Origin of the sequence: Tardiphaga sp. (assembly GCF_044340795.1) — a bacterium.
GTDB lineage: Bacteria > Pseudomonadota > Alphaproteobacteria > Rhizobiales > Xanthobacteraceae > Tardiphaga.
This window is the reverse complement of sequence record NZ_JBIISY010000072.1, coordinates 1-26,984: the sequence shown is the minus strand read 5'-3', so window position 1 is coordinate 26,984 and position 26,984 is coordinate 1. Positions and strand designations below refer to the sequence as shown.

23 protein-coding genes are annotated in these 26,984 nt (G+C 62.9%); 9 read left to right on the top strand and 14 right to left on the bottom strand.

Going from position 1 to position 26,984, the window contains the following annotated elements; translation table 11 throughout:
* The first annotated feature begins 266 nt into the window (after positions 1–266).
* Positions 267–1,061, top strand: a complete 795-nt coding sequence (locus ACIQ17_RS13955; RefSeq protein WP_398469546.1) for an inositol monophosphatase family protein — start codon at positions 267–269, stop codon at positions 1,059–1,061.
* Positions 1,062–1,138: 77 nt separating this feature from the next.
* Here the strand turns inward: ACIQ17_RS13955 and ACIQ17_RS13950 are convergent, their stop codons facing one another.
* The 4 genes from ACIQ17_RS13950 to ACIQ17_RS13935 form a co-directional block, all read right to left on the bottom strand.
* A complete protein-coding gene (locus ACIQ17_RS13950; protein ID WP_398469544.1) occupies positions 1,139–4,309 on the bottom strand; it encodes a multidrug efflux RND transporter permease subunit in 3,171 nt (1,056 codons plus the stop codon).
* Between the two features lie 10 nt (positions 4,310–4,319).
* Entirely contained in the window at positions 4,320–5,531 is a 1,212-nt protein-coding gene (locus ACIQ17_RS13945) for an efflux RND transporter periplasmic adaptor subunit (RefSeq protein WP_398469542.1), read from the bottom strand.
* 213 nt (positions 5,532–5,744) lie between these two features.
* Entirely contained in the window at positions 5,745–6,791 is a 1,047-nt protein-coding gene (locus ACIQ17_RS13940) for an SAM-dependent methyltransferase (RefSeq protein WP_398469540.1), read from the bottom strand.
* Entirely contained in the window at positions 6,788–7,603 is an 816-nt protein-coding gene (locus ACIQ17_RS13935) for a DUF1295 domain-containing protein (protein WP_398469538.1), read from the bottom strand. Before ACIQ17_RS13935 ends, ACIQ17_RS13940 begins: the two co-directional genes overlap by 4 nt.
* Before the next feature lie 179 nt (positions 7,604–7,782).
* On the opposite strand from ACIQ17_RS13935, the gene ACIQ17_RS13930 reads away from it, so the two are divergent.
* From ACIQ17_RS13930 to ACIQ17_RS13920, 3 genes are all read left to right on the top strand, one after another.
* Positions 7,783–8,802 (top strand): flagellar motor protein MotA, encoded by a 1,020-nt coding sequence (locus ACIQ17_RS13930; RefSeq protein WP_398469536.1) that lies wholly within the window; start codon positions 7,783–7,785, stop codon positions 8,800–8,802.
* Between the two features lie 138 nt (positions 8,803–8,940).
* On the top strand, positions 8,941–9,972 hold the full coding sequence (locus ACIQ17_RS13925) for a peptidoglycan -binding protein (protein ID WP_398469534.1): 1,032 nt from the start codon (positions 8,941–8,943) through the stop codon (positions 9,970–9,972).
* 4 nt (positions 9,973–9,976) lie between these two features.
* Positions 9,977–10,423, top strand: a complete 447-nt coding sequence (locus ACIQ17_RS13920; RefSeq protein WP_398469532.1) for a GNAT family N-acetyltransferase — start codon at positions 9,977–9,979, stop codon at positions 10,421–10,423.
* A gap of 19 nt (positions 10,424–10,442) precedes the next feature.
* Here ACIQ17_RS13920 and ACIQ17_RS13915 read toward each other — a convergent pair whose 3' ends face one another.
* Positions 10,443–12,302: an ABC transporter ATP-binding protein/permease gene (locus ACIQ17_RS13915; protein ID WP_398469530.1), complete on the bottom strand. Its 1,860-nt coding sequence runs from the start codon at positions 12,300–12,302 to the stop codon at positions 10,443–10,445.
* A 204-nt stretch (positions 12,303–12,506) separates the two neighbouring features.
* Between ACIQ17_RS13915 and rpmE the strand changes: the two genes are divergently transcribed.
* The gene (gene rpmE / locus ACIQ17_RS13910; protein ID WP_211910039.1) at positions 12,507–12,734 is read left to right on the top strand and encodes a 50S ribosomal protein L31; all 228 of its coding nucleotides are present in this window, start codon (positions 12,507–12,509) and stop codon (positions 12,732–12,734) included.
* A gap of 72 nt (positions 12,735–12,806) precedes the next feature.
* On the opposite strand, the gene ACIQ17_RS13905 is transcribed toward rpmE, so the two are convergent.
* The 3 genes from ACIQ17_RS13905 to ACIQ17_RS13895 form a co-directional block, all read right to left on the bottom strand.
* Positions 12,807–13,889, bottom strand: coding sequence for an acyltransferase family protein (locus tag ACIQ17_RS13905; RefSeq protein WP_398469527.1), 1,083 nt, complete (start codon positions 13,887–13,889; stop codon positions 12,807–12,809).
* A gap of 176 nt (positions 13,890–14,065) precedes the next feature.
* Positions 14,066–14,575 (bottom strand): DUF1465 family protein, encoded by a 510-nt coding sequence (locus ACIQ17_RS13900; protein WP_398469525.1) that lies wholly within the window; start codon positions 14,573–14,575, stop codon positions 14,066–14,068.
* Positions 14,576–15,040: 465 nt separating this feature from the next.
* Positions 15,041–15,232 (bottom strand): DUF1192 domain-containing protein, encoded by a 192-nt coding sequence (locus ACIQ17_RS13895; RefSeq protein ID WP_398469523.1) that lies wholly within the window; start codon positions 15,230–15,232, stop codon positions 15,041–15,043.
* A 110-nt stretch (positions 15,233–15,342) separates the two neighbouring features.
* Between ACIQ17_RS13895 and ACIQ17_RS13890 the strand changes: the two genes are divergently transcribed.
* Together ACIQ17_RS13890 and ACIQ17_RS13885 are read left to right on the top strand one after the other, a co-directional pair.
* A complete protein-coding gene (locus tag ACIQ17_RS13890; RefSeq protein ID WP_398469521.1) occupies positions 15,343–16,338 on the top strand; it encodes an NAD(P)H-quinone oxidoreductase in 996 nt (331 codons plus the stop codon).
* A gap of 135 nt (positions 16,339–16,473) precedes the next feature.
* Positions 16,474–19,353 carry an EAL domain-containing protein gene (locus ACIQ17_RS13885; protein ID WP_398469552.1) on the top strand — a complete coding sequence of 960 codons (2,880 nt, stop codon included), beginning with the start codon at positions 16,474–16,476 and terminating at the stop codon, positions 19,351–19,353.
* Positions 19,354–19,480: 127 nt separating this feature from the next.
* Here the strand turns inward: ACIQ17_RS13885 and ACIQ17_RS13880 are convergent, their stop codons facing one another.
* Positions 19,481–20,137: a YqgE/AlgH family protein gene (locus ACIQ17_RS13880; RefSeq protein WP_398469519.1), complete on the bottom strand. Its 657-nt coding sequence runs from the start codon at positions 20,135–20,137 to the stop codon at positions 19,481–19,483.
* Between the two features lie 153 nt (positions 20,138–20,290).
* Here ACIQ17_RS13880 and ACIQ17_RS13875 point away from each other — a divergent pair, with 153 nt between their 5' ends.
* Positions 20,291–21,127: a protein-disulfide reductase DsbD domain-containing protein gene (locus ACIQ17_RS13875; protein ID WP_398469517.1), complete on the top strand. Its 837-nt coding sequence runs from the start codon at positions 20,291–20,293 to the stop codon at positions 21,125–21,127.
* 137 nt (positions 21,128–21,264) lie between these two features.
* On the top strand, positions 21,265–22,629 hold the full coding sequence (locus ACIQ17_RS13870) for a flippase (RefSeq protein ID WP_398469550.1): 1,365 nt from the start codon (positions 21,265–21,267) through the stop codon (positions 22,627–22,629).
* A gap of 217 nt (positions 22,630–22,846) precedes the next feature.
* Here ACIQ17_RS13870 and ACIQ17_RS13865 read toward each other — a convergent pair whose 3' ends face one another.
* The 5 genes from ACIQ17_RS13865 to ACIQ17_RS13845 form a co-directional block, all read right to left on the bottom strand.
* On the bottom strand, positions 22,847–23,635 hold the full coding sequence (locus ACIQ17_RS13865; RefSeq protein ID WP_398469515.1) for a 3-hydroxybutyrate dehydrogenase: 789 nt from the start codon (positions 23,633–23,635) through the stop codon (positions 22,847–22,849).
* Positions 23,636–24,829 (bottom strand): DUF3734 domain-containing protein, encoded by a 1,194-nt coding sequence (locus ACIQ17_RS13860; RefSeq protein WP_398469548.1) that lies wholly within the window; start codon positions 24,827–24,829, stop codon positions 23,636–23,638. It lies immediately after the preceding gene.
* Positions 24,830–24,987: 158 nt separating this feature from the next.
* Entirely contained in the window at positions 24,988–25,503 is a 516-nt protein-coding gene (locus ACIQ17_RS13855) for a CAP domain-containing protein (protein ID WP_398469513.1), read from the bottom strand.
* An 81-nt stretch (positions 25,504–25,584) separates the two neighbouring features.
* Positions 25,585–26,622, bottom strand: a complete 1,038-nt coding sequence (locus tag ACIQ17_RS13850; protein WP_398469511.1) for a sulfate/molybdate ABC transporter ATP-binding protein — start codon at positions 26,620–26,622, stop codon at positions 25,585–25,587.
* Positions 26,623–26,645: 23 nt separating this feature from the next.
* A partial coding sequence (locus tag ACIQ17_RS13845) for an ABC transporter permease subunit (protein WP_398469509.1) occupies positions 26,646–26,984 on the bottom strand: 339 nt, incomplete at its 5' end.

Here is a 26,984-nt window from a genome sequence, read left to right as displayed (position 1 = left end):
CAGGAGCGCGCGCAGGCGCAGCAGGCCGCGAATAAGTGGCTCGGTTCGACCCTGAAATGACCATTCACGGCCTGTAGGGTGGGCAAAGGAGCGGAGCGACGTGCCCACCATCGCGTGCACGGATGGAAATGGTGGGCACGCTCCGTTTTGCCCACCCTACATTCCGAGACGATCTGCCCTTGACGCGATGGCCCCCAACGGGCACCCATCGCCTCCAACAACCCCCATTTTGAAGACCTGACGACAGGTCGTCGTGAGACGAAATCATGATCAATTCGGCCCTTATGAACGTCATGGTGAAGGCCGCCCGCCGTGCCGGCCGCAGCCTCAAGCGTGACCTCGGCGAAATCGAGCATCTGCAGGTCTCCCTGAAGGGGCCCGCCAACTTCGTCTCCCTCGCCGACAAGCGCGCCGAGGAGATGCTCTATACGGACCTGAACAAGGCCCGCCCCGGCTACGGCTTCCTGGGCGAGGAAGGCGGCACCCGCGAGGGCACCGACAAGAGCCATACCTGGATCGTCGATCCGCTCGACGGCACCACCAATTTCCTGCACGGCATTCCGCAATTCGCCATCTCGATCGGCCTCGCCCGCGAGGGCCAGATCATCGCCGGCGTGATCTACAATCCCGGCAATGAAGAGCTCTACATGGCCGAGAAGGGCGCCGGCGCGTTCCTCAACGACAGCCGCCTGCGCGTGGCCGGCCGTCAGCAGTTGCATGACTGCGTGATCGCCTGCGGCCTGCCGCATATCGGCCGCGGCGATTTCGAACTGTCGCGCAACGAAATGGCGGCGCTGCAGCCCAAGGTCGCCGGCCTCCGTCGCTTCGGTGCGGCCTCGCTGGACATGGCTTTCGTCGCCGCCGGCCGTCTCGATGGCTATTGGGAGCGCAACCTGCAGCCCTGGGACGTCGCGGCCGGCATCATCATGATCAAGGAAGCCGGCGGTCTCGTCAGCGACATCGACGGCGGCGACCTGCTGAAGACCGGCGACGTGGTGTGCGGCAATGAAGTCGTCCACAATTCGCTGGTGAAGATCTTGCGGCCGCTGTCGCGGAAGTAAGCGCACCCGCTGCGCCGCGATCGAAGAAAGCAAAAAGCCCGGATGGCATCGCCATCCGGGCTTTTTTGTGGAGCGCCTCAGCCGTGAGACGGTGACGGCGCGGCAGGAGCATCCGGCTCGCCGGCTTTCTCTGTCTGCTGCCCCGGTGTCGGCTTGTCCGGCGAGAACAAGCGCTGCACGGCGACGAAGAAGACCGGCACGAAGATCAGCGCCAGCACCACCACCGCCAGCATGCCGCCAACGACGCCGGTGCCCAGCGCCTGCTGGCTGAGACCGCCGGCACCCGTCGAAATCGCCATCGGCAACACGCCGCAGATAAAGGCGACACCGGTCATCAAGATCGGGCGGAAGCGCAGGTGGCACGCTTCCATCGTGGCATCCACCAGCGACTTGCCATGGGCGCGCAGATCCTTGGCGAACTCCACGATCAGAATGGCGTTCTTCGCGGAGAGGCCGATGATCGTAATCAGGCCGACGGTGAAATAGACACCGTTCGGCATGTCGCGCAGACTCGACGCCAGGACTGCACCAACGATACCAAGCGGCACCGTCATGATCACCGCGACCGGAATGGTCCAGCTCTCATAGAGCGCAGCGAGGATCAGGAAAACGACCAGCGCGGACAGACCGAGCAGCAGCGGCGCCATCGAGCCCGACAGCTTCTCCTGCAGCGACTGTCCCGTCCATTCATAGCCGAAACCGCGCGGCAGTTTACCGGCAAGACGCTCCATCTCCTGGATGGCATCGCCCGACGTGAACCCGTCACGCGCTTCGCCCGAGATGCGGACTGCCGGATAGTAATTGAAGCCGGCGATCTGCGTCGGTCCCTTGTCCCATTGCAACGTCGCGAAGGATGAGAACGGCACGAGCTGGCCGCGGCTGTTCTTGACGTTGTAGTTCAGAATGTCGCCGGCATTCATGCGGCTCGCCGCATCCGACTGCACGACGACGCGCTGCATGCGGCCGCGATTCGGGAAGTCGTTGACGTAGTTGGAGCCGAGATTGGTGGAGATCGTGTTGTTGATGTCCTCGAACGTGACGCCGAAAGCACCAGCTTTCTCGCGGTCGATGTCAAGATTGACGATCGGTGCCGGAGGCAAGCCTTCGACATAGACCTTCTGCAGGATCGGACTGGCGTTTGCCGCAGCGATCAGTTGATCCGCAGCCGCATTGAGCGCCGGAATGCCCTTCTGACCACGATCCTGGAGACGGAAGCTGAAGCCGGACGAGTTACCGAGGTTATCGATCGGCGGTGGCTGCAGCGCCGAAATCTTGGCGTCGCGGATAGGGCCTGCGAGGCTCGTATTGATGTCGTCAACCAGAGCTGCGGCCGAATCCTTTGCGGGGCGCTCGGACCAATCCTTGAGAGTGATGAAGGCCTGCGCCGTGTTCATGCCCTGGCCAAGGAAACTGAAGCCGGTCAGGAACACCACGTTCTCGATGCCGTCACGCTTTGCGAGGAATTCCTCGACCTGCTTGATCGCGGTCTCGGTGCGACCGAACGAGGAATCCGACGGCGCCTGCACGTCGGTGGTGATGAAGCCCTGGTCATCGATGGGCAGGAAGCCGCCGGGCATGCGCGTGAAACCCCAGCCGAGACCGACGAGCAGCGCGACATAGACCAGCAGCATGCGGCCGGTGCGCGACAGCGACCATCTCACCATGCCGGTGTAGCGGTCGCGTACATTGTCGAGACCGCGGTTGAACCAGCCGAACATGCCGCCATGCGAATGGCCATGACCTTGCTTTACGGGCTTCAGCATGGTGGCGCAGAGTGCTGGAGTCAGCGACAGCGCCAGCAAGGCCGAGAAGGCGATGGCGGTGACCATCGTCACCGAGAACTGGCGATAGATGATGCCGACCGAGCCCGGGAAGAACGCCATGGGAACGAACACGCCGATCAGCACCAGCGTCACACCGACGATTGCGCTGGTGATCTGCGTCATCGCCTTCTTGGTGGCTTCCTTCGGCGGCAGCCCTTCCTCGCTCATGATGCGTTCGACGTTTTCGACCACCACGATGGCGTCGTCCACGAGGATGCCGATCGCCAGCACCATGCCGAACATGGTGAGCATGTTGATGGAATAGCCGACCGAGAGCAGCACCGCGCACGTGCCGGCCAGAGCGACCGGAACCGTGATGATCGGAATGAGCGTGTAACGCAAATTCTGAAGGAACAGGAACATCACGATGAAGACGAGGACCACGGCCTCGATCAGCGTATGAATCACCTTGGTGATAGCCGCGGTGATCACCGGCGTAACGTTGTAGGGAATCTCGTAAGTGATATTGGCCGGGAAGAAGTTGGACAGCTCCTTCATCTTGGCTTCGATGGCACTGGCGGTCGCCAGCGCATTGCCCTTCGGCGACATCAGAACCGACAGGCCGGCCACGGGCTTGCCGTTCAGGCGTGTGTTGAACTGATAGCTGAAACCGCCGACCTCGACCCGCGCGACATCGCGAAGGCGCACGGTCGAACCATCCGAATTGGCGCGCAGCACGATGGCCCCGAATTCCTCCGGAGAGGTCAACTGGCCTTTCACGAGAACCAGCGACGATGTCCGCGTGGTCGCCGTTGACGGCTCGGCGCCCACGCTACCGGACGCGACCTGGGCATTCTGGGCCGCGATGGCCTTGTTGACGTCTTCGGAGGTCAGCTGGTAGCCGACCAGCTTGGCCGGATCGACCCAGACGCGCAACGAGCGTTCGGTCGAATACAACGACGCACGGCCGACACCGGGAATACGCCGGATTTCACCGAGCACGTTGCGGATCATGAAATCGCCGAGCCCGACTTCGTCGAGGCTGCCATCGGTCGATGAGATCGTGATGATGTTGAGAACGGCGGCCGAGGCTTCCTCGACGAGGATACCCTGCTTGATCACCGCACGCGGCAAGCGCGCTTCGACACGCTTCAGACGGTTCTGCACTTCCACTGAGGCCTGGCTGGTATCGGTGCCCGGCTGGAAGTTGGCGATGATTTCGACGGCACCCAGCGAGTCACTGGTGGACTCGAAGTTCAGGATGCCCTGTGCGCCGTTTAGTTCCTCTTCAATAATGCGCGTAACGCTGTTGTAGAGATTCTCCGGCGATGCACCGGGATAGCTGGTCGAGATCGAAATCGACGGCGGCGCGATGATCGGATACTGCGCAATAGGCAGTTGCGGAATTGCGATCGCACCGAACAAGCAGATGAAAAGCGCGACGACCCAGGCAAAAATCGGCCTGTCGATGAAAAAACTCGGCATGTTGATCTACTCAGGGACGCGCCTGCGTCGTCTTCTGCCCGTTCGGCGGAAGATTGCTGGCAAGGTTCGGATCGGTCCACTTCACGGTCTTGACCTTGTCACCGGCGGCGAACTTCTGGAAGCCCTCGACGACGATTTGCTCGCCGCCCTTGAGGCCTTCCGTCACGAACCACAGGCCATCCTGCACAGCGCCCATCTTGACCGTCTGCACGGCGACATGGCCGTCGCTCTTGACCACAAAGACCTCTGCGCCGCCGCCGCCATTGCGCTGAACGGCCTGCTGCGGAACCGCGATGGCGTCGGTATCGATGCCCTGCTCGATCTGCACGCGGACATACATACCGGGCAACAGTTCGCGCTTCGGATTCGGGAATTCGCCGCGCAGCGTTACCTGGCCGGTGAAGGTATCGACCTTGGCTTCCGAGAACAGCAGCTTGCCTACCAGCGGATAAATAGAGCCGTCGTCGAACACGAGGCGGACCTTGGCGGCGTCCGGCGCGATGCGCTCGAGGTCGCCGGTCTCGAAGGCGCGGCGCAGATTGTTCAGTTCCGACACCGACTGGGTGAAATCGGCATAGATCGGGTCGAGCTGCTGGATGGTGGCGAGATTGGTGGTGTCGTTCTGTGCGATCAGCGTGCCTTCGGTCACCAGGGCGGCACCCACGATGCCGTCGATGGGTGCGCGGATGGTGGCGTAATCGAGATTGAGCCGCGCACGGGCGACGTCAGCCTTGCGGGCGGCGATCTCCGCCTGTGCCTGGCGCTCCGCCCCGATCGCGCGTTCGCCTTCGGCTTCCGAAACAGCCCTCTGCTGCGCCAGGCCGGAAATGCGCTTCGCCTGCATCGCGGCGAGATCGAAAGCGGCTTCAGCCTTATTCAGCGATGCCTTGGCGGCCTGCAATTCCACTTCGAACGGCTTCGGATCGATGCGGTAGAGCGTATCGCCGGCCTTTACTTCGGTGCCCTGATGAAAGGCACGTTCGATGATGATGCCGGACACACGCGAACGCACATCGGCGACGCGCGTCGGCGCGATGCGGCCCGGCAGTTCGCGCACGATGGCACGCGCCTGCTGCTTCACGGTGACGACGCTTACTTCAATCTCCGGCGCCGCCGGAGCCGCCGCCACTGCATCCTTGGGCTCATTACATCCCGCGAGGACAGGTGCAATCCCTGCCAGCAGAAGCGCGAAGCCTGCAGCGCGTAGGTTGATGATCGTCATCGATTCCGATTTCCTAATTTGCGATTCGAAACATGCATCGACGGCTGCGCCGGGACTCAGAAGCCTCTCATGCGCAGACGGATTTATCGAACGTGATGAGGGCAAAATAAAAACCGCCCTGCTGCGACGCAACAGATATCGAGGCGGCGCATTGCCACACGGCATATCACATTGAAAACATGTGCGCATTCGGGCTTCACGCGAACGTGACGGCTACGGAACTTTTACCGCACGGTTAACGGCGGCCATACGGTAGTGACTGACGCCCCACTCGCTGCCGTCAGCGAATCCGAACAACCCTTGGGTGGCGAGGAAAAACCAGCGCCAGCGCCGCATCCACAATGCGGTGTCGCGACCATAGACGGGGCGAAAGATGCGCTCGATGGCATCGCGATGGCGATCGAAATTGGCAAGCCAATGTGCCGCCGTGCGTGCGTAGTGGGTACCGCTCCAGCCCCACTCCTTCTCGATGGCGAAGAGGTCGCCATACTGCCGGACCAGCGAGTGGCTCGGCATCACACCGCCGGTGAAGAAATGCTGTGCGATCCAGTCTTCCTTGTCGGCGCGATCGAACAGATAGGTGCCCGCACGATGGGTGAACACATGCATGAAAAAGCGACCGTCGGGCGCCAGCCATGATCTCACCCGCGTCATCAGCTCACGCCAGTTCATCATGTGCTCGAACATTTCCACCGACACGATGCGGTCGAATGCCTGTTCGGGCCGGAAGACGTTCATGTCCCGGGTGACGACGCGCAGATTCGTGTAGCCCCGCTCCGCCGCCTGGGCTTCGATATGCGCGCGCTGCGACTTTGAATTCGAGACGGCGGTGATGTCGGCATTGGGAAACTGCCGCGCCATCCACAGCGACAGCGAGCCCCAGCCACAACCGAGCTCGAGAATGGACTGGCCATCCTGCAGGTCGGCATGTTCGACCGTCTGGCGCAGCGCCTCTTCCTCGGCCTCCTGCAAGGTCGTGGCCGGCTCCTTGTAGAAGCAGCTGGAATATTTCCTGTTGGGGCCGAGCACGCGCGCGAAGAACTCGGCGGGGACTTCATAGTGCTGCGTATTGGCGGCGTCCGTGTGTTCAGCAACCGCACGCATCGCCATCTCGCGCGCGAACATCGCGTCGGTCTCCGCATCACATGCGGCGAGCTTGAGCGCGGTGCGTGCGCAGAGTTGCTGGATGCCGGCGCGGATCACCAGATCGGGCAACGGCACACGTTCGGCCGTTTCGATCATGCGAGCGACGAAACTCATGTGGCAGCTCCCGGACTGCGCGGCGGCAGCGGGAAGAATACGCTGGTGCGGGCCTGATAGGCGCGATAGCCATCACCGCGCGATTTGAGCATCTGCTCCTCCAGCGGCGGCACGCCGGTCACGTGGCGCAGGATCCAGTACATGAAGATCGGTGCCAGCAGCGTCGCAAGGCTCCACGGATAATCAAGCGACAATGCGATCACCGGATAAGCGAGCCAGCCGAACCATTCGAAGAAGTAGTTCGGATGCCGTGACCAGCGCCACAAACCGGTGTCGCAGACCTTGCCTTTGTTTGCGGGATCCGAGCGGAATGACTTGAGCTGTCGGTCTGCGAGCGCCTCGCCGGCAATGCCGGTGAACAGGATCAGCACACCGAGATAATCCTGCAGCCGCAGCGCATCGGACGGAAAGCGGGACGCGACGAAGATCGCGAACACCAGGGGGATCGAGCCGAGGGCCTGGTTCTGCAGGAAGACGAACATCTTGCGTGGCGAGTCCGCGCCCCATTCCTTGGCGAACGCAGCGTAGCGTGGATCATCGGTGATGGCAGCGGTGCGCATGGCGATATGCGAGCCGAGCCGCACCGACCAGATGGCCACAAGTGCAGCCACCAGCCATTGCCGCGTATTGGGCGGCGCGTCCGCAATCGGCCACAGCGCGGAAGCGGCACCAACAAGGCCGAGCGAGAATGTCCAGATCGTATCGACCCAGCCCGAGTTGCCGGTGCGCTGCTGCACCACCCATGCAAGCGCCATCAGCACGGACAACGCCACTGCAATCATCAGCAGCGCCTGCAAGTATACAATCGTCATTCGACGCCCCGTAAATGGCTCAACACAAAGGTCTTTTACAAATACGCAGGTCATCAAACCCGGTTTCACACGGAAGTTCCGGACAACACCGTTGATTCCGCATCATCCGATCTTTTTTTGTCGGCCGGCTGTGCCATATTGCTCGCCTGACCTTGATCCCCCAAGCAGATGAAGCACCCATGGCGACTGCTCCCTCTTCCCGCTCCGCGATAGAGATCGAACTGACGAAACTGTCATCGCCGCGGATCTTCCTGGTCCGCATGCTGGTGTTTCTGGTGCTGTGCGGACTGATCGCCACGGTGCTTTACAAGCAGATTCTTGCTGCATTTCTCGCCAATCCCGGCCTGAACGCGCTGATCGGCGGCGTGCTGCTGATCGGCATCATCCTGTCATTCCGCCAGGTGATACGGCTTTATCCGGAGGTCCGCTGGGTTAACACCTTCCGCATCTCCGATCCCGGCCTCGCGATGGAGCGCCGCCCGACCTTGCTGGCGCCGATGGCCGCAATCCTCGGAGGCGAGCGCACCGGGCGGATGTCGATCTCGCAGCAGACCATGCGGCATCTGCTCGATTCCATCGCCACGCGCCTCGACGAGGCCCGCGACATTTCGCGCTACATGACCGGCCTGCTCGTCTTTCTCGGCCTGCTTGGCACGTTCTGGGGCCTGATCGAGACTGTGGGCTCGGTGGGCAAGGTGATCGAAGGGCTCAAGGTCGGCGGTGATTCGGGCTCGCTGTTCGATACGCTGAAGGAAGGACTTGCCGCGCCGCTGAGCGGCATGGGCATTTCATTCTCGTCCTCACTGTTCGGCCTTGCCGGATCGCTGATCCTCGGCTTCCTCGACCTGCAGTCGAGCCAGGCGCAGAACCGCTTCTACACCGACCTCGAAGACTGGCTGGCCTCCACCGTGACGGAATATTCCGGCGTGCCCGCCATTGCCACCGCTGCCGCGGTGCCGATGGGCGCATCCCCCGATCTGCTGGAAGCCATCGAGCGGCTGCGCCGCTCGGTCGAGGACAGCGGCAGCCGCAGCACGTCCACCGCCATGGCCAATCTCGCCGACGCGATCCAGGGCCTCGTTTCGCACATGCGCAGCGAGCAGGAGATGATCCGCGAATGGGCCGATGGCCAGGGCGAACAGAGCAAAGAAATCAGGAAACTGCTGGAGCGCATCGCGCGGCAGCCGGAGAAGAGCTGAGCTCCATCGTCACTGCGAGCCCTGACGAATTGCAACGCAATTCGTTTGGACGAAGCAATCCAGAAAGCAAAAGCTGGATTGCTTCGTCGCTACGCTCCTCGCAATGACGGAGGATAGGTCGAACGAAAGACACTGACCATGGCACTTGCACGCGGCCGCCGCGGATCTTCGGAGATGAATTACTGGCCGGGCTTCGTCGACGCCCTGTCGACGCTGGTGCTGTCCATCGTCTTCCTGCTGTCGGTGTTCCTGGTCGTGCAATTTTTCCTGTCGCAGGAAGTGACGGGCAAGGACAAGGCCATCGACGAGCTCAATGCCAAGCTCGCCCAGCTCAGTGACATGCTGTCGCTGGAAAAGCTCGGCAAGCTCAATCTCGATGAGCAGCTGACGTCGCTGCGCGCCGGCCTTGCCGCCGTGCAGGCCGATCGCGACCGCGTGAAGGGTCTCTATGACGGGCTCGCCGGTGCGGGCGCCGATGCGCAAGGGCGCAACAACGAGCTCAACAAGGCGTTGGATTCCGAAAAGCAGGTGTCGTCGCGCGCGCTGGCGCAGATCGAGGTGCTGAACCAGCAGATCTCCGCCTTGCGCCGCCAGCTCGCGGCGTTGGAAGAGGCACTCGATGCCTCGGAGAAGCGTGACAAGGAATCCCAGGGGCGCATCGCCGATCTCGGCCAGCGCCTGAATGTCGCGCTGGCGCAGCGCGTGCAGGAGCTGTCGCGCTATCGCTCGGAATTCTTCGGCCGCCTGCGCGCCATTCTCGGTAACCGCCCCGACATCCGCGTGGTCGGCGATCGCTTCGTGTTCCAGTCGGAAGTGTTCTTCGATGCCGGCAAGGCCGAACTGCTTCCGGAAGGCCGCGCCGAGCTCGACAAGGTGGCGAGCGCGCTGATCGAACTGGACAAGCAGATCCCGCAGGAGATCGCCTGGGTGATGCGCGTGGATGGCCACACCGATTCACGCCCGATCCTCAACAACCCGATCTTCAAGACCAACTGGGAGCTGTCGGCCGGCCGTGCGATTTCGGTGGTGCAGTATCTGGTCTCGCTCGGCGTCCCCGCCCAGCGCCTGCTCGCCGCCGGCTTCGCTGAATTCCAGCCGCTCGATGTGGCGCAGACCGACGACGCCTATAAGCGCAACCGCCGCATCGAGCTGAAGCTGACGGAGCGGTGAGACCGTGGCTACGTCAGTCGCATTACGGCCCTATCGTTCGGAGGACGAAGACGCCTCCATCGCGCTATGGCTGGAAACCTGGAAGCTCGCTTATCCCTCGATCGATTTCGACAAGCGCATCGACTGGTGGCGCGCGCGCTGGCGCAGCGAACTGGTGCCGATCGCACGGATCGTGGTCGCGGAGATCGAGGGCGCGATGGCTGGCTTCGTCACCATCGATGGGACCGGCTATCTCGACCAGCTCGTGGTCGGTCCGGCCCATTGGGGCAGCGATGTTGCACGGCTGTTGATGGATGAGGCCAAGCGCCTTTCACCTGAGGGCGTCACGCTGAAGGTGAATGCGGACAATGCGCGGGCGATCAACTTTTACAAGCGCAATGGATTTGTGAAGACGGGTGACGAGGAGAACTCGTCCGGGCGGGCTGTGGATGTGATGGAGTGGCGGCCGTAGCCGCACACTCTAACCCGCCTCACACCCCGAACTGCAATCTCGCCAGTCGCGCATAGAGCCCGTTCGCCGCCACCAGCGAGGCGTGGGTGCCCTGCTCGACGATGCGGCCGTGCTCCATGACCAGAATGCGATCGCAGGACAGGACGGTGGCGAGGCGATGGGCGATCACCAGCGTGGTGCGGTGCTTCATCAGTTCTTCGAGCGCGGTCTGCACCAGCGTCTCGGATTCAGCATCCAGCGCCGAGGTGGCTTCATCGAGCAGCAACAAAGGTGCATCGCGCAGGATGGCGCGGGCGATGGCGATGCGCTGCCGTTGACCGCCGGACAGCGTCACGCCACGCTCGCCGAGCGGCGCCTCGAAGCCGCCAGGCAGACGGCGGATGAATTCGGTGGCATGGGCCAGATCGGCCGCACGCTCGACTTCGGCATCGCTCGCATCGGGACGGCCGAAGCGGATGTTTTCGCGAGCGGTGGCGGCAAATACCACGGAGTCCTGCGGTACCAGCGCGATGCGCTCGCGCAACTGCTGCGGATCGGCCTCACGAATCGGCACGCCATCGAGCGCGATGGTGCCGCTCCTGGGATCGTAGAAGCGCAGCAGAAGATGAAACAGCGTGCTCTTGCCGGCGCCGGAGGGACCGACGATGGCGACCTTCTCGCCGGCCTTCACCGCCAGCGACACGCCCGCGGCCGACATGACGCCCGGCCGGGTGGGATAGGCGAAGGAGACGTCATCGAACACGACATCGCCGCGGGCCGGCTCCGGCAGCGCACGCGGCTTCGCAGGCTTCTCCACTTCCGACTTCACATTGAGGATTTCGAACAGGCGCTCGGCAGCACCCGACGCCGCGGAGATCTCGCCCCACACCTCGCTGAGCTGGCCGAGGCTCGACGCGGCGAAGGCCGCATACAGCACGAACTGGCCGAGACGGCCCGGCGTCATTTCGCCCACCGACACGTCATGCGAGCCGACCCAGAGAATGCCGACCACGCTGGAGAACACGATGAAGATGATGATGGCCGTGAGCACGGCACGGGCGCGGGTGGCGCCACGGGCCGCCGCATAGGCCTGCTCGACCTCACCGCCGAAGCGCGCATTGGCGAAGGGCTCGTTGGTATAGGCCTGGACGGTGCGCATGCCGCCGACCAGCTCGCTGGCATAGGCGGAAGCACTCGCCAGCGTATCCTGCGCATTGCGCGACAGGCGGCGCACCCAGCGACCGAAGGCGACCAGCGGGATCACGATCAGCGGAATCGCCGCCAGCACAAAGCCGGACAGTTTCGGGCTCGACACCACCATCATGGTGGCGGCACCGAGGAACAGCACGATGTTGCGCAGCGCGATGGAAACGGAGGCACCGACGGCGGACTTGATCTGCGTGGTGTCGGCGGTGAGACGCGAGACCAGTTCGCCCGAACGCGAGGTGTCGAAGAACGCCGGCGACAGCGCCGTGAGATGCTTGAACACGTCGCGACGGATATCGGCGACGATGCGCTCGCCGATGGTCATCACGAGGTAGTAGCGAGCCGCACTCGCCAGTGCGAGCACAACGACCACCGCGATCATCACGCTGAAATAGCTGTTGATCATCGCGATACCTTCGGGGCTGAACCCGAAGTCGATCATGCGGCGGGCGGCGATGGGCACGACCAGCGTGGTGAGCGCCGCGATCAGCAGCGACACCAGCGCGAACAGCGCACGGCCACGATAGCGCGCCACATAGGGCGCGAGCGCCAGCAGGGGACGCAGCTTGGCCCGGCTCGGCGTCGGCGGTTCAATGACGGTATCGGCCAATGTGGGCTCGTCCAGCACGGGTTCCGGCTTTGGGGCCGGTGCCGGGGTGCCGCGGGAGTGGTCGAGCCGTTCGACTGCGCTCATGATTTATAACCGTTCTTGTCGTTGCGGCCTCAGATAGGCCGATGCGGCCGGCGTGGCAAATGACTTAGGTCAATTGCCTTTGGGTCGATTGCCTTGGGTCAATCACCACAAGTCCTTGTCGATGGGGCCTTCCTGCGATATAGACGCGGCAAATCCGCCATCGAAAACCCGAGATTCAGGCGCATCCGCGCCGAAGGAACCGTCATGAAAGCCGAAATTCACCCGGATTATCATAACATTACCGTCGTGATGACCGACGGTACCGAGTATCAGACCCGTTCGACCTGGGGCAAGGAAGGCGACAAGCTGAACCTCGACATCGATCCGAAGTCGCACCCGGCCTGGACCGGCGGCACCACCCAGCTGCTTGATCGCGGCGGCCGTGTCTCGCGCTTCCAGAAGAAGTTCTCGGGCTTCCTCAAGAAGGACTAAGTTCTTCGGCCCTCCCCAGAGTTCTCAGAAAGCGCCCCTGCTCACGCGGGGGCGTTTTTCGTTCTGGAGGTGTCAGGCGGCGGGGGCCGCCGACCGTCTGGGCGAGAACAGGCCGACCAGCGCCCGGCGGCCCGGCATTTCGACCAGCCGGTAGCTGACCTCCGCCAGGACCCAGATGATCGCGAAACAGACCAGCGAGGCGACGATGTAGTTGCCTTCGGTCTGGCCGAAGTGCCGCCAGCTGCGAATGGCGAAGCTCACGAACAGCGGGTGGATCAGGTAGATCGAATACGAGATGATCCCGAGCCGATAGACCAGCGCATTGCCAAACAGCAGCTGCGCCATCCGCCCGTCACGCGACAACACCGCGACCAGCGGGATGTAGAGCAGATACATCAGGCGGTCGCTGGCATCGGCAATGCCGACAGCGATGATGGCGAGCGGGATCGCAATGACGAGGATATCCTGCATCGTCGCCGACAGGCGATCGACAATGCCGCCGAAGCGGAAGATGACGAGGCCGAGCGTGAAGCCGCAGACGGCGCGCAGCATCGGATACAGCGAATTGCCATTGACCACATCGAGCGGCCCGCCGGAGCCGCGGCCGGTGATGCTCACCGCATAAATGCCGACCAGTGCGGCGACCACCGCCAGCAGCGCGATCCAGCGATGTCTGCTCTGCGTCCACGGCATCAGCAATGGCAGCAGCAGATAGGAGCCCATCTCCGCGCTTGCCGCCCAGGCGACGCCGATAATCGGGAAGATATACAAGCCCCAGCCGGACAACATGAACAGGTTGCCGAACCAGTCCCAGGCCGAATACATGCCGAGCTTTTCGCCGGAGAGATCGGCTGCGATCTTGGCAATGTAGAACAGGCCGATGACGAAATAGGCTGGATACAGGCGCGCCACGCGCTTCAGCATGAAATTGGCGAACACCTTCGCGGTGAGATGCTGGAAGGTCTCGCGATAGTTCAGCGCCATCACATAGCCGGACAGCATGAAGAACATGTCCACCAGCAGATAACCGTAAGGGATGCGGAAGAACGAGCCGGTGCCGCCGGTGGCGAGCTGCACGTCCCCGAAATGATAGACGACGATCACCGCGGCCGCGACGCCGCGCACGCCGGTCAATGCCCTGATATCGTCAGCCATGAAAAAAGCCCCTGCTCTGCCGGCTCATTTCTAGCGCATGAGCGGCAGGCAGGGGCGGAAAATTTCACTGTGCCGTAGGGCCGATTAGGCGAAGCCGTAATCCGCCGCGGAGTCTCAACAACTCACTCGGCCGGCGGATTACGCTTCGCTCATCCGCCCTACGGCTGAACAATACTTCAGCGCTCGAAAGCAGCCCGCAAACGATTGAGCTGCGGCATCAGCGGATTGCCGATCGGTGCCGGCTCGGCGGCGGCGTGGATATTGGTGTCGAGGCGGCGCACCTTGGTCTGCAGTGCCATCGAACGCGCGATCAGGACCTGCAGCTGTTCGGGCAGCTTGATCAACATGTCTTCCGGGCTCGGATCGGCGGCGCTGAGCTTGACCTTGGTCTTTTCGCGATTGGCCTGCGACAGCGTCATCTCGCCTTCCTTCACCGCGCGATGCAGCAGCAGCCACGAGGCGAGCTGCATCAGGCGCGTGGTGAGGCGCATGCTTTCGGTCGCGTAGGTCAGACTCACCGAACGATCGAGCGCCTTGGCTTCGGTGCGGCCGACACCGTCGAGATAGGCGGCGGTCTCCTCCACGAGGTCCATGCCCTCGCGGAACAGCGTACCGAATGCGGCGGAATTGGTCAGCCGCTCGCTGAACTGGACGAGAGCAGGTTCGCTCTGCAGACGATCCGACATGGTTAACGCCTCACGCAATTGATTGCGGCCGACTCTTGGCGGCCATCTTATGATGAACAAATCATTGCGCGAGGAACCGCGAGAGTCCAGCGGTCGAAAAATTAAAGAAACGTTTATGGTTTAAATCGCGCAGGGCGCGTGACGCCAAAAAAAGAGCCGCCGTTGCCGGCGGCTTTGAAGTTGATAACAGGGAGGCGTCAAACAGAGTGGACAGGAGCCACTCGGTGTCCAAACAAGGACAATTTGAGTAATAAGCGAGAAAGCTTAATTGCACGTAAATCTGTGGGAATTTGTTAGCTATCGCAGCAGCGGTAACTGTCCCGAAACGGGACGCTCGCGGATGTGTGATTGATAGTTGGCGCTAGATTCTCCGTCATTGCGAGCGCAGCGAAGCAATCCAGAACGCCAAGAGCTGGATTGCTTCGTCGCTATGCTCCTCGCAATGACGCTCCCGTCACACAATCATCACGACTTGAAGAACCGGTCCGCTGCGTCGCGCGTCGCGCGTTTCAAGTTCATGCTCGACTGCAGGCGGGCGATTTCGCCATTCAGCAATTCGATCCGACCAGCCAATTCTTCCACAGACAATTGTGAGAGGTCCTGCCCGATCTCGTGACTGACCTGCTTCTTCGGCCGCTCGTCATCCTGGATCGCCATCGTCATCTCCCGGTCTCGCAGCTCAACGCCTCGTGTGCCACTGACGGTTGCCAGCGCCCGGCGGGCTCACTAATCAATGGGACCACCTCATCACGCCGCAAGGACAAATCATGGAAAAGCTGCCCGCGCAAATGACCGTCGTCGCCATCAGCAAGCCGGGTGGCCCTGAGGTGTTGATCCCCGAAACGCGCGACCTGCCGAAGCCCGGCCCCGGCGAGATCCTGGTGAAAGTCGCCGCCGCCGGCGTCAACCGCCCGGATGTGGCGCAGCGCTCCGGCAGCTATCCGCCGCCCCCCGGCGCCAGCGACCTACCCGGCCTCGAAATTGCCGGTACCGTGGTCGCGCTCGGGGACGGCGCCAAGAAGCACAAGCTCGGTGACAAGGTGATGTCGCTGGTGGCCGGCGGTGGCTATGCGCAATATTGCATCGCGCAGGACGCCCAGGCGATGCCCGTTCCCGAAGGCTTCTCCATGCTGGAAGCCGGCGCCACTGCGGAAACGCTGATGACCGTCTGGCACAATGTGTTCGAGCGCGGCGGCCTCAAGGCCGGCGAGACGCTGCTGATCCATGGCGGCTCCTCCGGCATCGGCACCATGGCCATCCAGCTGGCCAAGGCCTTCGGGGCCAAGGTGATCGTGACCGTCGGCTCGCAGGACAAGGCCGATGCCTGCCTCAAGCTCGGCGCCGATCATGCGATCAATTACAAGAACGAGGATTTCGTCGAGCGGGTGAAGGAAATCACCAAGGCCGGCGTGGAGCTGATCCTCGACATGGTGGGGGCCGATTACGTCGAGAAGAATTTCGACGCCGCCGCCGTCGATGGCCGCATCGTCCAGATCGCGGTGCTGAACGGCCCCAAGGCCACCATCAATGCCGCCAAGATCATGGTCAAACGGCTGCATTATACCGGCTCGACCCTGCGCCCGCGCACCAATGAAGCCAAGGCCGCCATGGTTTCGGCCATCGAGGCCAAGGTGTTACCGCTGCTCAAAAGCGGCAAGGTCAAGCCATTGATGGACAGCACTTTCCCGCTCGAGAAAGCCGCCGACGCCCACAAGCGGATGGAAACCAGCGCACATATTGGCAAAATTGTGTTGGAGGTTTAGCGCGGGAGAACCGCGCCAAAGCCTCTGCCAAAGCCTTGGATTTGTTTCGTTTTCGTGTCATTTATCGAGCCTTCTACAAACGACCCGCCCGGGGCTTCGGCGAGGTCCACGGATTGGTGATCGCGGAACATGACTTTGCGTTTGGTCAGGTGGCTTGCGCCCTTTGCGCTCAGCCTCATGATGATGGTTGCCGCGGGTCCGGCGCGCGCCGTTGATGCCGTCAGTGTCCGCGGTGATGCGCCTGCCATCGACCTCACCGGCATCCTCGATTTCCAGCACAGCGAAACCGACCGCATCCAGGTCTCCACCGCGCCCGGCACCGACGGCATCGTCCGCCGCGTCGAAGTGCGCGGCCGCGAGGGCGGCCAGAACTGGGTGGTGTTCGCGCTCGCCAACAACACCGACGACCAGCTCGACCGCCTGATCGTCGCGCCGCATTACCGCATGGTGAATTCGGGCCTGCTGTGGCCCGATCTCGGCCTGTCGCGCATCGCCACCATCACCCCATCCACCGGCGATCGCCCGGAGCGGCAGGACAGCGCGACGGCGGACATCTTCCGCGTCACACTCGATCCCGGCGCCGTCATCACCTTCGTCGCCGAACTGCGCACCGACAAGCTGCCGCAGCTCTATCTATGGGAGCCGGAAGCCTACAAGGACAAGGTCAATTCCTTCACGCTCTATCAGGGTATCGTCATCGGCATTTCCGGCCTGCTGGCGCTGGTGCTGACGATCCTGTTCGTGGTGAAGGGTAGCATCATGTTTCCCGCCGCCGCGGCGCTGGCCTGGGCTGTGCTGGTCTATATCGGCGTCGATTTCGGCTTCTGGGGCAAGGTGCTCGACATGTCGTCGGGTGCCGAGCGCGTGTGGCGTGCGTCCGGCGAAGCGATCCTGGCGGCGACGCTGCTGGTGTTCCTGTTCGCCTATCTCAACCTCAATCGCTGGCATGTGCGCTACTCGCACATCACCGCAGCATGGCTGGTCTTCCTGGGCTCACTGGTCGGTCTGGCGCTCTATGATCCCGCCGTCGCCTCCGGCATTGCACGCATATCACTGGTGCTGATCGCCGTCGCTGGTTTTGGCCTGATCGTTTATCTGTCCACCCACGGCTTTGACCGCGCGGTGTTGCTGATCCCGACCTGGTTCCTGCTCGTCGTCTGGGTGGTGGCATCCGGCATGGCGGTGGGCGGCGCCGTCACCAATGACATCGTCGGTCCCGCGCTCCTCGGCGGCCTCGTGCTGATCGTGATGCTGATCGGCTTCACGGTGATGCAGCACGCTTTCGCCGGCGGCGGCGCCAGCAATGGCATCGTCTCCGACGTCGAGCGCCGCGCGCTGGCGCTGACCGGCTCGGGCGATCTGATCTGGGACTGGGACGTCTCCGCCGACAAGGTCTTTACCAGCGCCGAGACCGAAGCCCTGCTCGGACTGAAGCGAGGCACGCTGGAAGGCCCTGCGTCCGACTGGCTCGAAATCCTCCATCCGCTGGATCAGGATCGTTTCCGCGCCGCGCTCGACAGCGTGCTCGACCAGCGCCGCGGCCGCCTCGTGCAGGATTTCCGCCTGCGCACGCCGGATGGCCACTTCATGTGGTTCGCGCTGAAGGCGCGGCCGGTGGTCGGCTCGGACGGCGAAGTGACCCGCGTGGTCGGCACGCTCACGGACGTCACCGAGAGCAAGAATGCCGAAGAGCGCATGCTGCATGACAGCGTGCATGACAATCTCACCGGCTTGCCGAACCGCAAGCTGTTCATCGACCGCATGACGGCGCTGGCGAATTTCTCGAAGACGCTGCCAACGCCGCTGCGCCCGACGATCATGGTGATCGATCTCGACCGCTTCAAACAGGTCAATGACTCGGTCGGCATCGCCGTTGGTGACTCCATCCTGCTGACGCTAGCGCGCCGCCTCACCCGCATCCTGAAGCCGCAGGACACGCTGGCCCGCATCGCCGGCGACCAGTTCGGCCTGATCCTGATGTCCGAGCAGGACTCGGCCAAGATCACCGCTTTCGCCGAGACCATCCGCAAGACCATCCGCGCACCGATCGCCTTCAACGATCGCGAGATCTTCCTGACGGCCTCCATCGGCCTGGCGCTGTCGGATCCGGCCACGCCCGTCACCGACGAGCTGATCAAGGATGCCGAGCTTGCGATGTATCATTCCAAGCGCATCGGCGGCGACCGCATCGACGTCTACAAGCCGGCCATGCGCGCCCGCAAGACCGATCGCCTGACGCTGGAATCCGAACTGCGCCGTGCCATCGAGCGGCAGGAAATCACCATCCTGTATCAGCCCATCGTCCGCCTCGAAGACCGCAGCATCGCGGGCTTCGAAGCACTGGCGCGCTGGGATCATCCAAAACTCGGCCGCATGTCGCCAGTGGAATTCATCGCGATTGCCGAAGAGATCGGCCTGATCATCGATCTCGGCATGTTCGTGCTCGACCAGACCGCACGCCAGCTCGCCATCTGGCAGCGCGCCATGCGCGCCCGCGATCCGATTTTCGCCAGCGTCAATGTCTCGTCACGCCAGCTGCTGCGCCACGATCTGCTGCATGACATCCGCACTGTGCTGTCGCGCTCGTCGGTGGCCCGCGGCACGCTGAAGCTCGAACTCACTGAATCGCTGGTGATGGAAAATCCGGAACATGCGGCGCAAATGCTGCAGCGTATCCGCGAGCTCGGCACCGGCCTGTCGCTGGACGATTTCGGCACCGGCCATTCGTCGCTGTCCTATCTGCAGCGCTTCCCGTTCGACACGCTGAAGATCGACCAGTCCTTCGTCCGCACCACATCACGCGGCACCCGTCCGGTAATCCTCAAATCGATCATCGCCATGGCGCATGACCTCGGCATGGACGTCGTCGCCGAGGGTGTCGAGACGGATTCGGATGCGGTGGAGCTGTATCAGCTCGGCTGCGAATACGCCCAGGGCTTTGCCTTCGGCGAGCCGATGGATGCCGATGCGGCGATGCGCCTGCTGACGGAAGAGCGGCTGGAAGCGGCGAGCTGAGTTTTGGGCAATCTCTGACTGTCATCCCTGCGAAAGCAGGGATCCAGTAAATGCTAATGCCGCGATTTACCGCTGTCGCTGGAGTCTACTTGATCGCCCGGTCAAGCCGGGCGACGACACTCTGCGTTTAGGCGTGTCCGGCTTCCGCCGACAGCGTGCCCGGAGCGACGCCGATCTTCTGCAGCGCGCGCATGTATTTCTCGTCGATATCAGAGCCGAAGATCAGCTCGTCATCGGCCGCACAATGCAGCCAGCCATTACCCTGGATTTCGTCCTCAAGCTGGCCCGGCGCCCAGCCGGCATAACCAAGCGCCAGAATCGCGTGCTTCGGCCCGCCGCCATTGGCGATGGCGCGCAGGATGTCCACGGTGGCCGTCAGGCAGATGCCGTCGTCGATCGGCAGTGTCGCGTCATCGATGAAGAAATCGCTGGAATGCAGCACGAAGCCGCGACCGGTCTCCACCGGGCCGCCCTTCAGCACCTTCATGCTTTCGGCGCTTTCCGGGAGCTTGATATTGTCGGCATCGTCGATGATGTCGAGCTGGGCCAGAAGTTCAGGGAAATCGATGCTGCCGGCCCGACGATTGACGATGATGCCCATGGCGCCTTCCGACGAATGAGCACAGACATAAATCACCGAACGCGCAAACCGCTCATCATCCATCACCGGCATGGCGACGAGAAGCTGGCCATCGAGATAGCTGCCGGAAGCATCCGCGGACCCGAGCTTGGGCAGGCGCGATGCGGCGGGGCTCTTGCGGCTTCGCTTGCGAGTGGGTTCCATCAGCAAGACGCTCTCATGTTATTCGTTCATCCTGATATCGAGGCCATTCCCTGTCAATCAACCTGCAGAAGCGCAGCGGGCGGGCTTCACAAGCAGTTCAATAGCTAAAGTTAGGTTTGGGGTTATGACAGGCTACCCCTTTAAGGACGTCTGATGATCGTTTCGGTTCCGCATCACATTGTCGCTGCCTGCGCCGCCGGGCTCTTGCTGGCCTCCGCGGCGCATGCGGAGGACGCATCGCCGTGGCAGACGGACAGTCATTCGCAGATCAGGCTTGTGGCAGGCTCGCGGACCGGGCCCGTGATGCTCGGCGGGATTGCAATCCAGTTGCAGCCGGGCTGGCACACTTATTGGCGCAATCCCGGGGATTCCGGGGTGCCGCCACGTTTCGATTTCTCGAAATCCGATAATCTCGAGAGTGTCACAATCCTCTGGCCGGCGCCGACCAAGTTCGACGACGGCGCCGGCGGCGAATCGCTGGGCTATGAGAAGCAGGTTCTGCTGCCGATGCGCGTGGTCGCCAAGGATGCCGGCAAGCCCGTCATGATGCGTGCCGCAATCTCCTACGCCGTCTGCGAAAAGATCTGCATTCCGGTCGAGGCCAATGCTGAACTGGCCTTTACCAGCGTCGCATCGACCGAGGACGGTGCCTTGACGGCCGCGCTCGATACCGTGCCCAAGCCTGCCAATCTCGGCGAGGGCAATGCGCTGACGGTGAAGGACGTGAAGCGCGAAGGTAAAAATATACTGGTCGACGTGGTAGCGCCGAATGGCAAGGCGCCGAGTCTCTATGTCGAAGGACCGACACCAGATTGGGCGCTGCCGATTCCCAAGATCGACAAGAACAGTCCGCCCGGCATGAAGCGCTTCCAGTTCGAACTCGACGGCCTGCCCTCCGGTGCCACGGCCGATGGCGCTGCGCTGAAGCTCACGCTGGTGGGCGCCGACAAGGCCTACGAATACAATGTGACATTGCCGCCTGCCCCATGATGGCCAGCCCGCCGACGGCTGCGCGACTTGCGATCGGTGGTGCCACCCGAAATTAACGTCTCCCTGCTACCGGGAACCGTCTGCCGCATGTCAGCGGCGAGTGCCTTTCCGTGGCCGAGGAGCCCGTCGTGGCCGTGATGGATGCCGACCCCGCACAAGCAACGCCGCCCGCCGGTCTCAAGGCCCGGCTTCGCGGACTGTTCTCCGGCTCGGGCGAAGCCTCGCTGACGCGCCGGCTGGCCGGCACCATCTTCCTCATTCGCGTCATTTCGGCCGCCATGGCCTATCTGTCCCAGATCCTGCTGGCGCGCTGGATGGGCTCGGGCGATTACGGCATCTATGTCTATGTCTGGACCTGGGTGCTGCTGCTCGGCTCGATGCTCGATTTCGGCATCGCCGCATCCGCGCAGAAAATCATCCCGGAATATCGCCTGAGCGGCGACCACGCGCGGCTGCGCGGCTTCCTGTCCGGCAGCCGCTGGATGACGGGCCTCGCCTCCGGCGTGATCGCGCTGCTGCTCGCCGGCCTCGTCAAACTGATCTCGCCCTGGATCGACAACGACACCATCGTCCCGCTCTATCTCGGCTGCCTGACGCTGCCTGCCTTCGTCGTCGCCAACACCCAGGACGGCATCGCCCGCTCGCATGACTGGATGCGGCTCGGCCTGATGCCGCAATTCATCGTGCGGCAGACGCTGATCATCGGCTTCACGGCCGGTGCCTTCGCGCTCGGCTTGCAGCTCGGTGCCGTCGTCGCCATGGGCGCCAGCGCCGCCGCGGTGTGGCTGGCGATGATCGGGCAGATGATCGTGCTGGATCGCAGGCTGAAGGCGCATGTGGAGCCCGGACCGAAAGCACATGACTATCGCGGCTGGCTGAAAGTCTCGCTGCCCATCCTGCTGGTGGAGAGCTTCTACCTGCTGCTGTCCTACACCGACGTGCTGGTGCTGCAGCAATTCGTGTCATCCGAAGAAGTCGGCGTGTATTTCGCCGTGGTGAAGACGCTGGCGTTGGTGTCGTTCATTCACTACGCGATGTCGGCCACCACGGCGCATCGCTTCACCGAATATCACGCCACCGGCGACAAGGAGCGCCTCGCCGCTTATGTGATGCATTCCATCAAATGGACGTTCTGGCCGTCGCTCGCCGCGACACTGGTGTTGCTCGCGCTCGGCAAGCCGCTGTTGTGGCTGTTCGGCCCGCAATTCACGGCCGGCTACGATATCATGTTCATCGCCGCGATCGGCCTCGTGGTGCGTGCCGCGATCGGCCCGATGGAGCGGCTGCTCAACATGCTCGGTCACCAGAACGCCTGTGCGCTCGCTTATGCATCGGCGTTCGTGCTGAACCTTGTGCTCTGCTTGGCGCTGATCCCGCATTTCGGCGGCCATGGTGCCGCAGCGGCGACATCGATCGCGCTGACATTCGAGACGGTGCTGCTGTTCTGGATGGTGCGGCAGCGGCTGGGGTTGCACGTGCTGGCGTTCGGGAAGAGGCGCTAGTTCCGATACACCGATGCGGATGGCCTCCCTCCCCGGAGCGAAGCGAATGGGGTCCGACGGACGAATTCGTCCGTCGTCGTCCGCCGATAGGCGGGGGTGGGGTCTATCCCCACGTGACGGAGAGCTTGGGGAAACACCCCACCCGTCTGGCCTTCGGCCAGCCACCCTCCCGACTGCGCGGCTGCGCCGCTTGGGGGAGGGAGAAGCGGAGCGCAGCTTACGCTGCCGTCCAGCCACCATCGATCGACAGGTTCGTCCCCGTGATCTGCGCCGCGTCGTCGCCGCACAGGAACAGCGCCAGTGCCGCTACCTGCTCCGACGTCACGAATTCCTTGGTCGGTTGCGCTTCCAGCAGCACGTCATTGATGACCTGCTCCTTGGTGAGCCCACGCGCCTTCATCGTGTCCGGGATCTGCTTCTCCACCAGCGGTGTCCAGACATAGCCGGGCGAGATGCAGTTGCAGGTGATCTTGTGGGTGGCGACTTCCAGGGCGACGGTCTTGGTCAGACCGGCGATGCCGTGCTTGGCCGAGACATAGGCCGACTTGAAGGGCGAGGCGACCAGCGAATGGGCCGAGGCGGTGTTGATGATGCGGCCCCAACCGCGCTTCTTCATGCCCGGCACCACGGCGCGGATGCCATGGAACGCCGACGACAGGTTGATCGCGATGATCGCATCCCACTTCTCGATCGGAAAATCCTCGATCGGCGAAACGAACTGGATGCCGGCATTGTTGACGAGGATATCAACCGCGCCAAACGTCTTTTCGCCGAGCGCAATCATCTCGGCGATCTCCGCCGGCTTGGTCATGTCGGCCGGAGAATGGATCGCCTTGACCTTGTAGTCGCTCTCGATCGCCGCGCGCTCTTTCTCGATATCCGCCGGCGCGCCCATGCCGTTGATGACGACATTCGCACCCGCACTGGCAAAAGCGCGCGCATAAGCGAGGCCGATGCCGCTGGTCGAACCGGTGACCACGGCGGTCTTGCCCGTGAGATTGGTCATTCACTTGCTCCTGTTGGATTTGATCGGGTGGAGGGGAAGCGTGTTGTAATCATCGGCCGTCAGCGCATGCGTGACCATGGACTCGCCGGGCTGTGGCCCCTCGAACCACTCCTTGTGGCGCATCGACAGGAATACATCGCGCTCGCCGCAGCCCCAATGTTCGGCCATGTTGATATGCGCGAAGTTGTAGTCCTTCGACGACGACTCATAGACCTTGCTTGTATAGATCAGGTGGATCACCGTGACGGTGTTTTCCTTGGCGGCCTCCGACAGCAGCGCCACCGACGGGTCCTGCCTGAGATCGTCCGGCAGTTTACCGATCAGGTCGCGCAGCGCCTTGCGGATGTTATGAATGCGCTTGTTCTTGTCGGTGTTCATACGTGTGCGGCTGGAGAAGCGGATGTCCTTCTCGCGCTCCTGCGCATCCAGGATCGACTGCGGCAACAGCCCGCGCGCACTGAACAGATCGACCTGGAAGATCAGGAGATCGCTGGCCACGTCGTCGAGCACGAAATCGAGCGGCGTGTTGGAAGCGATGCCGCCGTCCCAGAAATGCTCGCCGTCGATCTCCACCGATGGAAAGCCGGGAGGCAAGGCGCCGGAGGCCATGATGTGCTCCGGGCCGATCTTCTTGCCCTTGGCCTTGAAGATTTCGTTGTCGAAGTAAGTGAAGTTGCCGGTGGTAACGCTGACCGCGCCGACGCTGAGCCGCGTCTTGCAGTCGTTGATGCGATCGAAATCCACCAGCCGCTCCAGCGTCGCCTTCAGCGGCGCTGTGTCGTAATAGCTCAGCGACTGCGGCGAGCCCGGCGGCCACAACGGCGCCGGCGGAATGCGCGGCACGAAGAAGCCGGGCACGCCGAAGGCCGCGATCACGGCGGCACCGGCCTCGTTGAAATAGGAGCGTGCGCGGTCGCCCGGCAGCAGCGGGCTCCAAGGCACCGGCGATGCCGCCATCTCCCAGAATTCCTTCAGCCGGGGAACGCGCTTCTCGCGCTCGTTGCCGGCGATGATCGCCGCATTGATGGCACCGATGGAAATGCCGGCGATCCATTCCGGCTCGAAATCATGATGGCACAGCGCCTCATAGGCGCCGGCCTGATAGGAGCCAAGGGCGCCGCCGCCCTGCAGGACCAGCACACGCTTGGCCTGCGACGGCTTCTTCGCGGCCTGATCGGTCGATGGTGCGGACATATCCATGAAGCTACCGGGGATGCGATGCGAGGGAACCGGTACCGTGGCCCTGACGCAGGGCGGCGTCAATTGCCGATGCTGCAGGGCAACATCACAATGCTTTCAGAACGGCTGTGCCCGGCGGCATGGAGGGCGCCGCCGCATGCTCAAGCCGACATTCAGGAACGCGGCTTTTCGGTCTCGGCGAGGATCATGGTCCAGAACACCTTGTATTTGGTGTTCGGGGCGTAGATCGCCGCAATACCCAGCTTAGAGACGCCGGATTTCAGCATATTGGCCCGGTGCGGCGGCGAGTCGCGCCAGCCCGAAAAGGCCTCGGCGAGCGTGTGATAGCCGGCAGAGACGTTCTCGACCGCGACGGTGGCGGGATAGCCGCCGGAATTCAGCCGCCGGGCCAGCGGCGCCTTCACGTCATGATCGAGCTTGTTCTTCTTGGCCATGGCGGTGGACTGATCCTCCGCCAGCGTCATCAATGCGGGATCGACCACCACCGGTCCAAGACCGTTGTTCTGGCGATACAGCGAGATCATCTGCGCCGCAGCCTGCGGATCGAGCTTGGCACCGCCATTGGCCATGCTGAGATACATGGTGGGCTGATCCGGCGCCTGCTCCACGGTGGTTCCGCAGCCCGCCAGCAACAACATCCCCAGACTGGCCAGAGCCACCCGCTTCATCGGCAATCCCCCAAAAATCGAGGGGCCGTTGTTGCACACCAACCGTGGCTGAATGGTGAACGCAGTGGAAAGAAGATTGCTCTATTGCCCGGCAAAAATCCGGTATCGCCGCGGCTGCAGGCTAATCGCATCGCCGGTTGTCAGCGGACGGTCGCGCGGCGCGTCGATCTCGACCAGCGTGTCGTCGCCATTCAGCGCGATATCGGCGCGCTGGATCGGACCGAAGGTCCGGACGCGGCGCACAGTTCCTTCGAGGGCGCCCTCGCCGACTGCACCGACATGCATGTCGTGGCGACGCACGAACAGCTTGGATGGACCGGCAGCGTCGCCCGCATCGATATTCAGCGCGCGCGCGCCGAGCTTGACCTGCCCGCCCTGAACATCCACCGGGAGCACGATGGACTCGCCGATGAAGGAATGCACGAAGGCGCTGGCCGGATTGTCATAGACATCGCCGGGCGTGCCGATCTGCTCGATCTTGCCCTTGTCCATCACCACGATCCGGTTGGCGACTTCGAGTGCTTCTTCCTGATCGTGCGTCACAAAAATCGAGGTGACGTGGATTTCCTCATGCAGGGTGCGCAGCCACTGGCGCAACTCCTTGCGGACTTTCGCATCGAGCGCGCCGAAGGGTTCGTCGAGCAGAAGGATGCGCGGCTCGATGGCGAGTGCGCGCGCCAGCGCGATACGCTGCCGCTGGCCGCCGGAAAGCTGGCTCGGATAGCGATCGGCCAGCCATTCAAGCTGCACGAGATCGAGCAATTCCTTCACGCGGGCGCGGATCTGCGCCTCGGTCTTGCGGATCTTGCGCGGCTGTACGCGCAGGCCAAAGGCGACGTTCTCGAACACGCTCATATGGCGGAACAGCGCATAGTGCTGGAACACGAAGCCGACATTGCGCTCGCCGGCGCCGCGAGAAAGCGCGTCCTGACCGTCGAACTTCACTTCACCCGCGTCGGGCCAGTCGAGGCCCGCGATGATGCGCAGCAGTGTCGTCTTGCCCGAGCCCGATGGTCCGAGCAGCGCCAGCAACTCGCCATCGGCGACCTTCAGATCGACGCCATCGAGGGCGGCAAAGCTGCCGAAATTCTTGACAATGTTTTTGACTTCAATCGCCACGGGTCGGTTGTCCCTCGTCAAACTTATCTTGGATCCAGATGCCGTTCGAGGATCGCCTTCGCCGCCAGCGTGATCAGCGCCAGCATGGCGAGCAGCGATGCGACCGCGAACGCAGCCATGAACTGATACTCGTTATAGAGGATTTCCACCAGCAGCGGCATGGTGTTGGTCTCGCCACGGATATGACCGGAGACCACCGCGACGGCGCCGAATTCACCCATGGCGCGCGCGTTACACAGCAACACGCCATAGAGCACGCCCCATTTGATGTTGGGCAAAGTGACGCGGAAGAAGGTCTTCAGACCGGACGCGCCGAGCGAGACCGCCGCCTCCTCCTCCGAGGTGCCTTGTTCCTGCATCAG

Coding starts and splice junctions, on each gene's coding strand:
- ACIQ17_RS13955 (WP_398469546.1), top strand. CDS start 267: ATGATCAATTCGGCCCTTATGAACGTCATGGTGAAGGCCGCCCGCCGT.
- ACIQ17_RS13950 (WP_398469544.1), bottom strand. CDS start 4,309: ATGCCGAGTTTTTTCATCGACAGGCCGATTTTTGCCTGGGTCGTCGCG.
- ACIQ17_RS13945 (WP_398469542.1), bottom strand. CDS start 5,531: ATGACGATCATCAACCTACGCGCTGCAGGCTTCGCGCTTCTGCTGGCA.
- ACIQ17_RS13940 (WP_398469540.1), bottom strand. CDS start 6,791: ATGAGTTTCGTCGCTCGCATGATCGAAACGGCCGAACGTGTGCCGTTG.
- ACIQ17_RS13935 (WP_398469538.1), bottom strand. CDS start 7,603: ATGACGATTGTATACTTGCAGGCGCTGCTGATGATTGCAGTGGCGTTG.
- ACIQ17_RS13930 (WP_398469536.1), top strand. CDS start 7,783: ATGGCGACTGCTCCCTCTTCCCGCTCCGCGATAGAGATCGAACTGACG.
- ACIQ17_RS13925 (WP_398469534.1), top strand. CDS start 8,941: ATGGCACTTGCACGCGGCCGCCGCGGATCTTCGGAGATGAATTACTGG.
- ACIQ17_RS13915 (WP_398469530.1), bottom strand. CDS start 12,302: ATGAGCGCAGTCGAACGGCTCGACCACTCCCGCGGCACCCCGGCACCG.
- rpmE (WP_211910039.1), top strand. CDS start 12,507: ATGAAAGCCGAAATTCACCCGGATTATCATAACATTACCGTCGTGATG.
- ACIQ17_RS13905 (WP_398469527.1), bottom strand. CDS start 13,889: ATGGCTGACGATATCAGGGCATTGACCGGCGTGCGCGGCGTCGCGGCC.
- ACIQ17_RS13900 (WP_398469525.1), bottom strand. CDS start 14,575: ATGTCGGATCGTCTGCAGAGCGAACCTGCTCTCGTCCAGTTCAGCGAG.
- ACIQ17_RS13895 (WP_398469523.1), bottom strand. CDS start 15,232: ATGGCGATCCAGGATGACGAGCGGCCGAAGAAGCAGGTCAGTCACGAG.
- ACIQ17_RS13890 (WP_398469521.1), top strand. CDS start 15,343: ATGGAAAAGCTGCCCGCGCAAATGACCGTCGTCGCCATCAGCAAGCCG.
- ACIQ17_RS13880 (WP_398469519.1), bottom strand. CDS start 20,137: ATGGAACCCACTCGCAAGCGAAGCCGCAAGAGCCCCGCCGCATCGCGC.
- ACIQ17_RS13875 (WP_398469517.1), top strand. CDS start 20,291: ATGATCGTTTCGGTTCCGCATCACATTGTCGCTGCCTGCGCCGCCGGG.
- ACIQ17_RS13870 (WP_398469550.1), top strand. CDS start 21,265: ATGGATGCCGACCCCGCACAAGCAACGCCGCCCGCCGGTCTCAAGGCC.
- ACIQ17_RS13865 (WP_398469515.1), bottom strand. CDS start 23,635: ATGACCAATCTCACGGGCAAGACCGCCGTGGTCACCGGTTCGACCAGC.
- ACIQ17_RS13860 (WP_398469548.1), bottom strand. CDS start 24,829: ATGTCCGCACCATCGACCGATCAGGCCGCGAAGAAGCCGTCGCAGGCC.
- ACIQ17_RS13855 (WP_398469513.1), bottom strand. CDS start 25,503: ATGAAGCGGGTGGCTCTGGCCAGTCTGGGGATGTTGTTGCTGGCGGGC.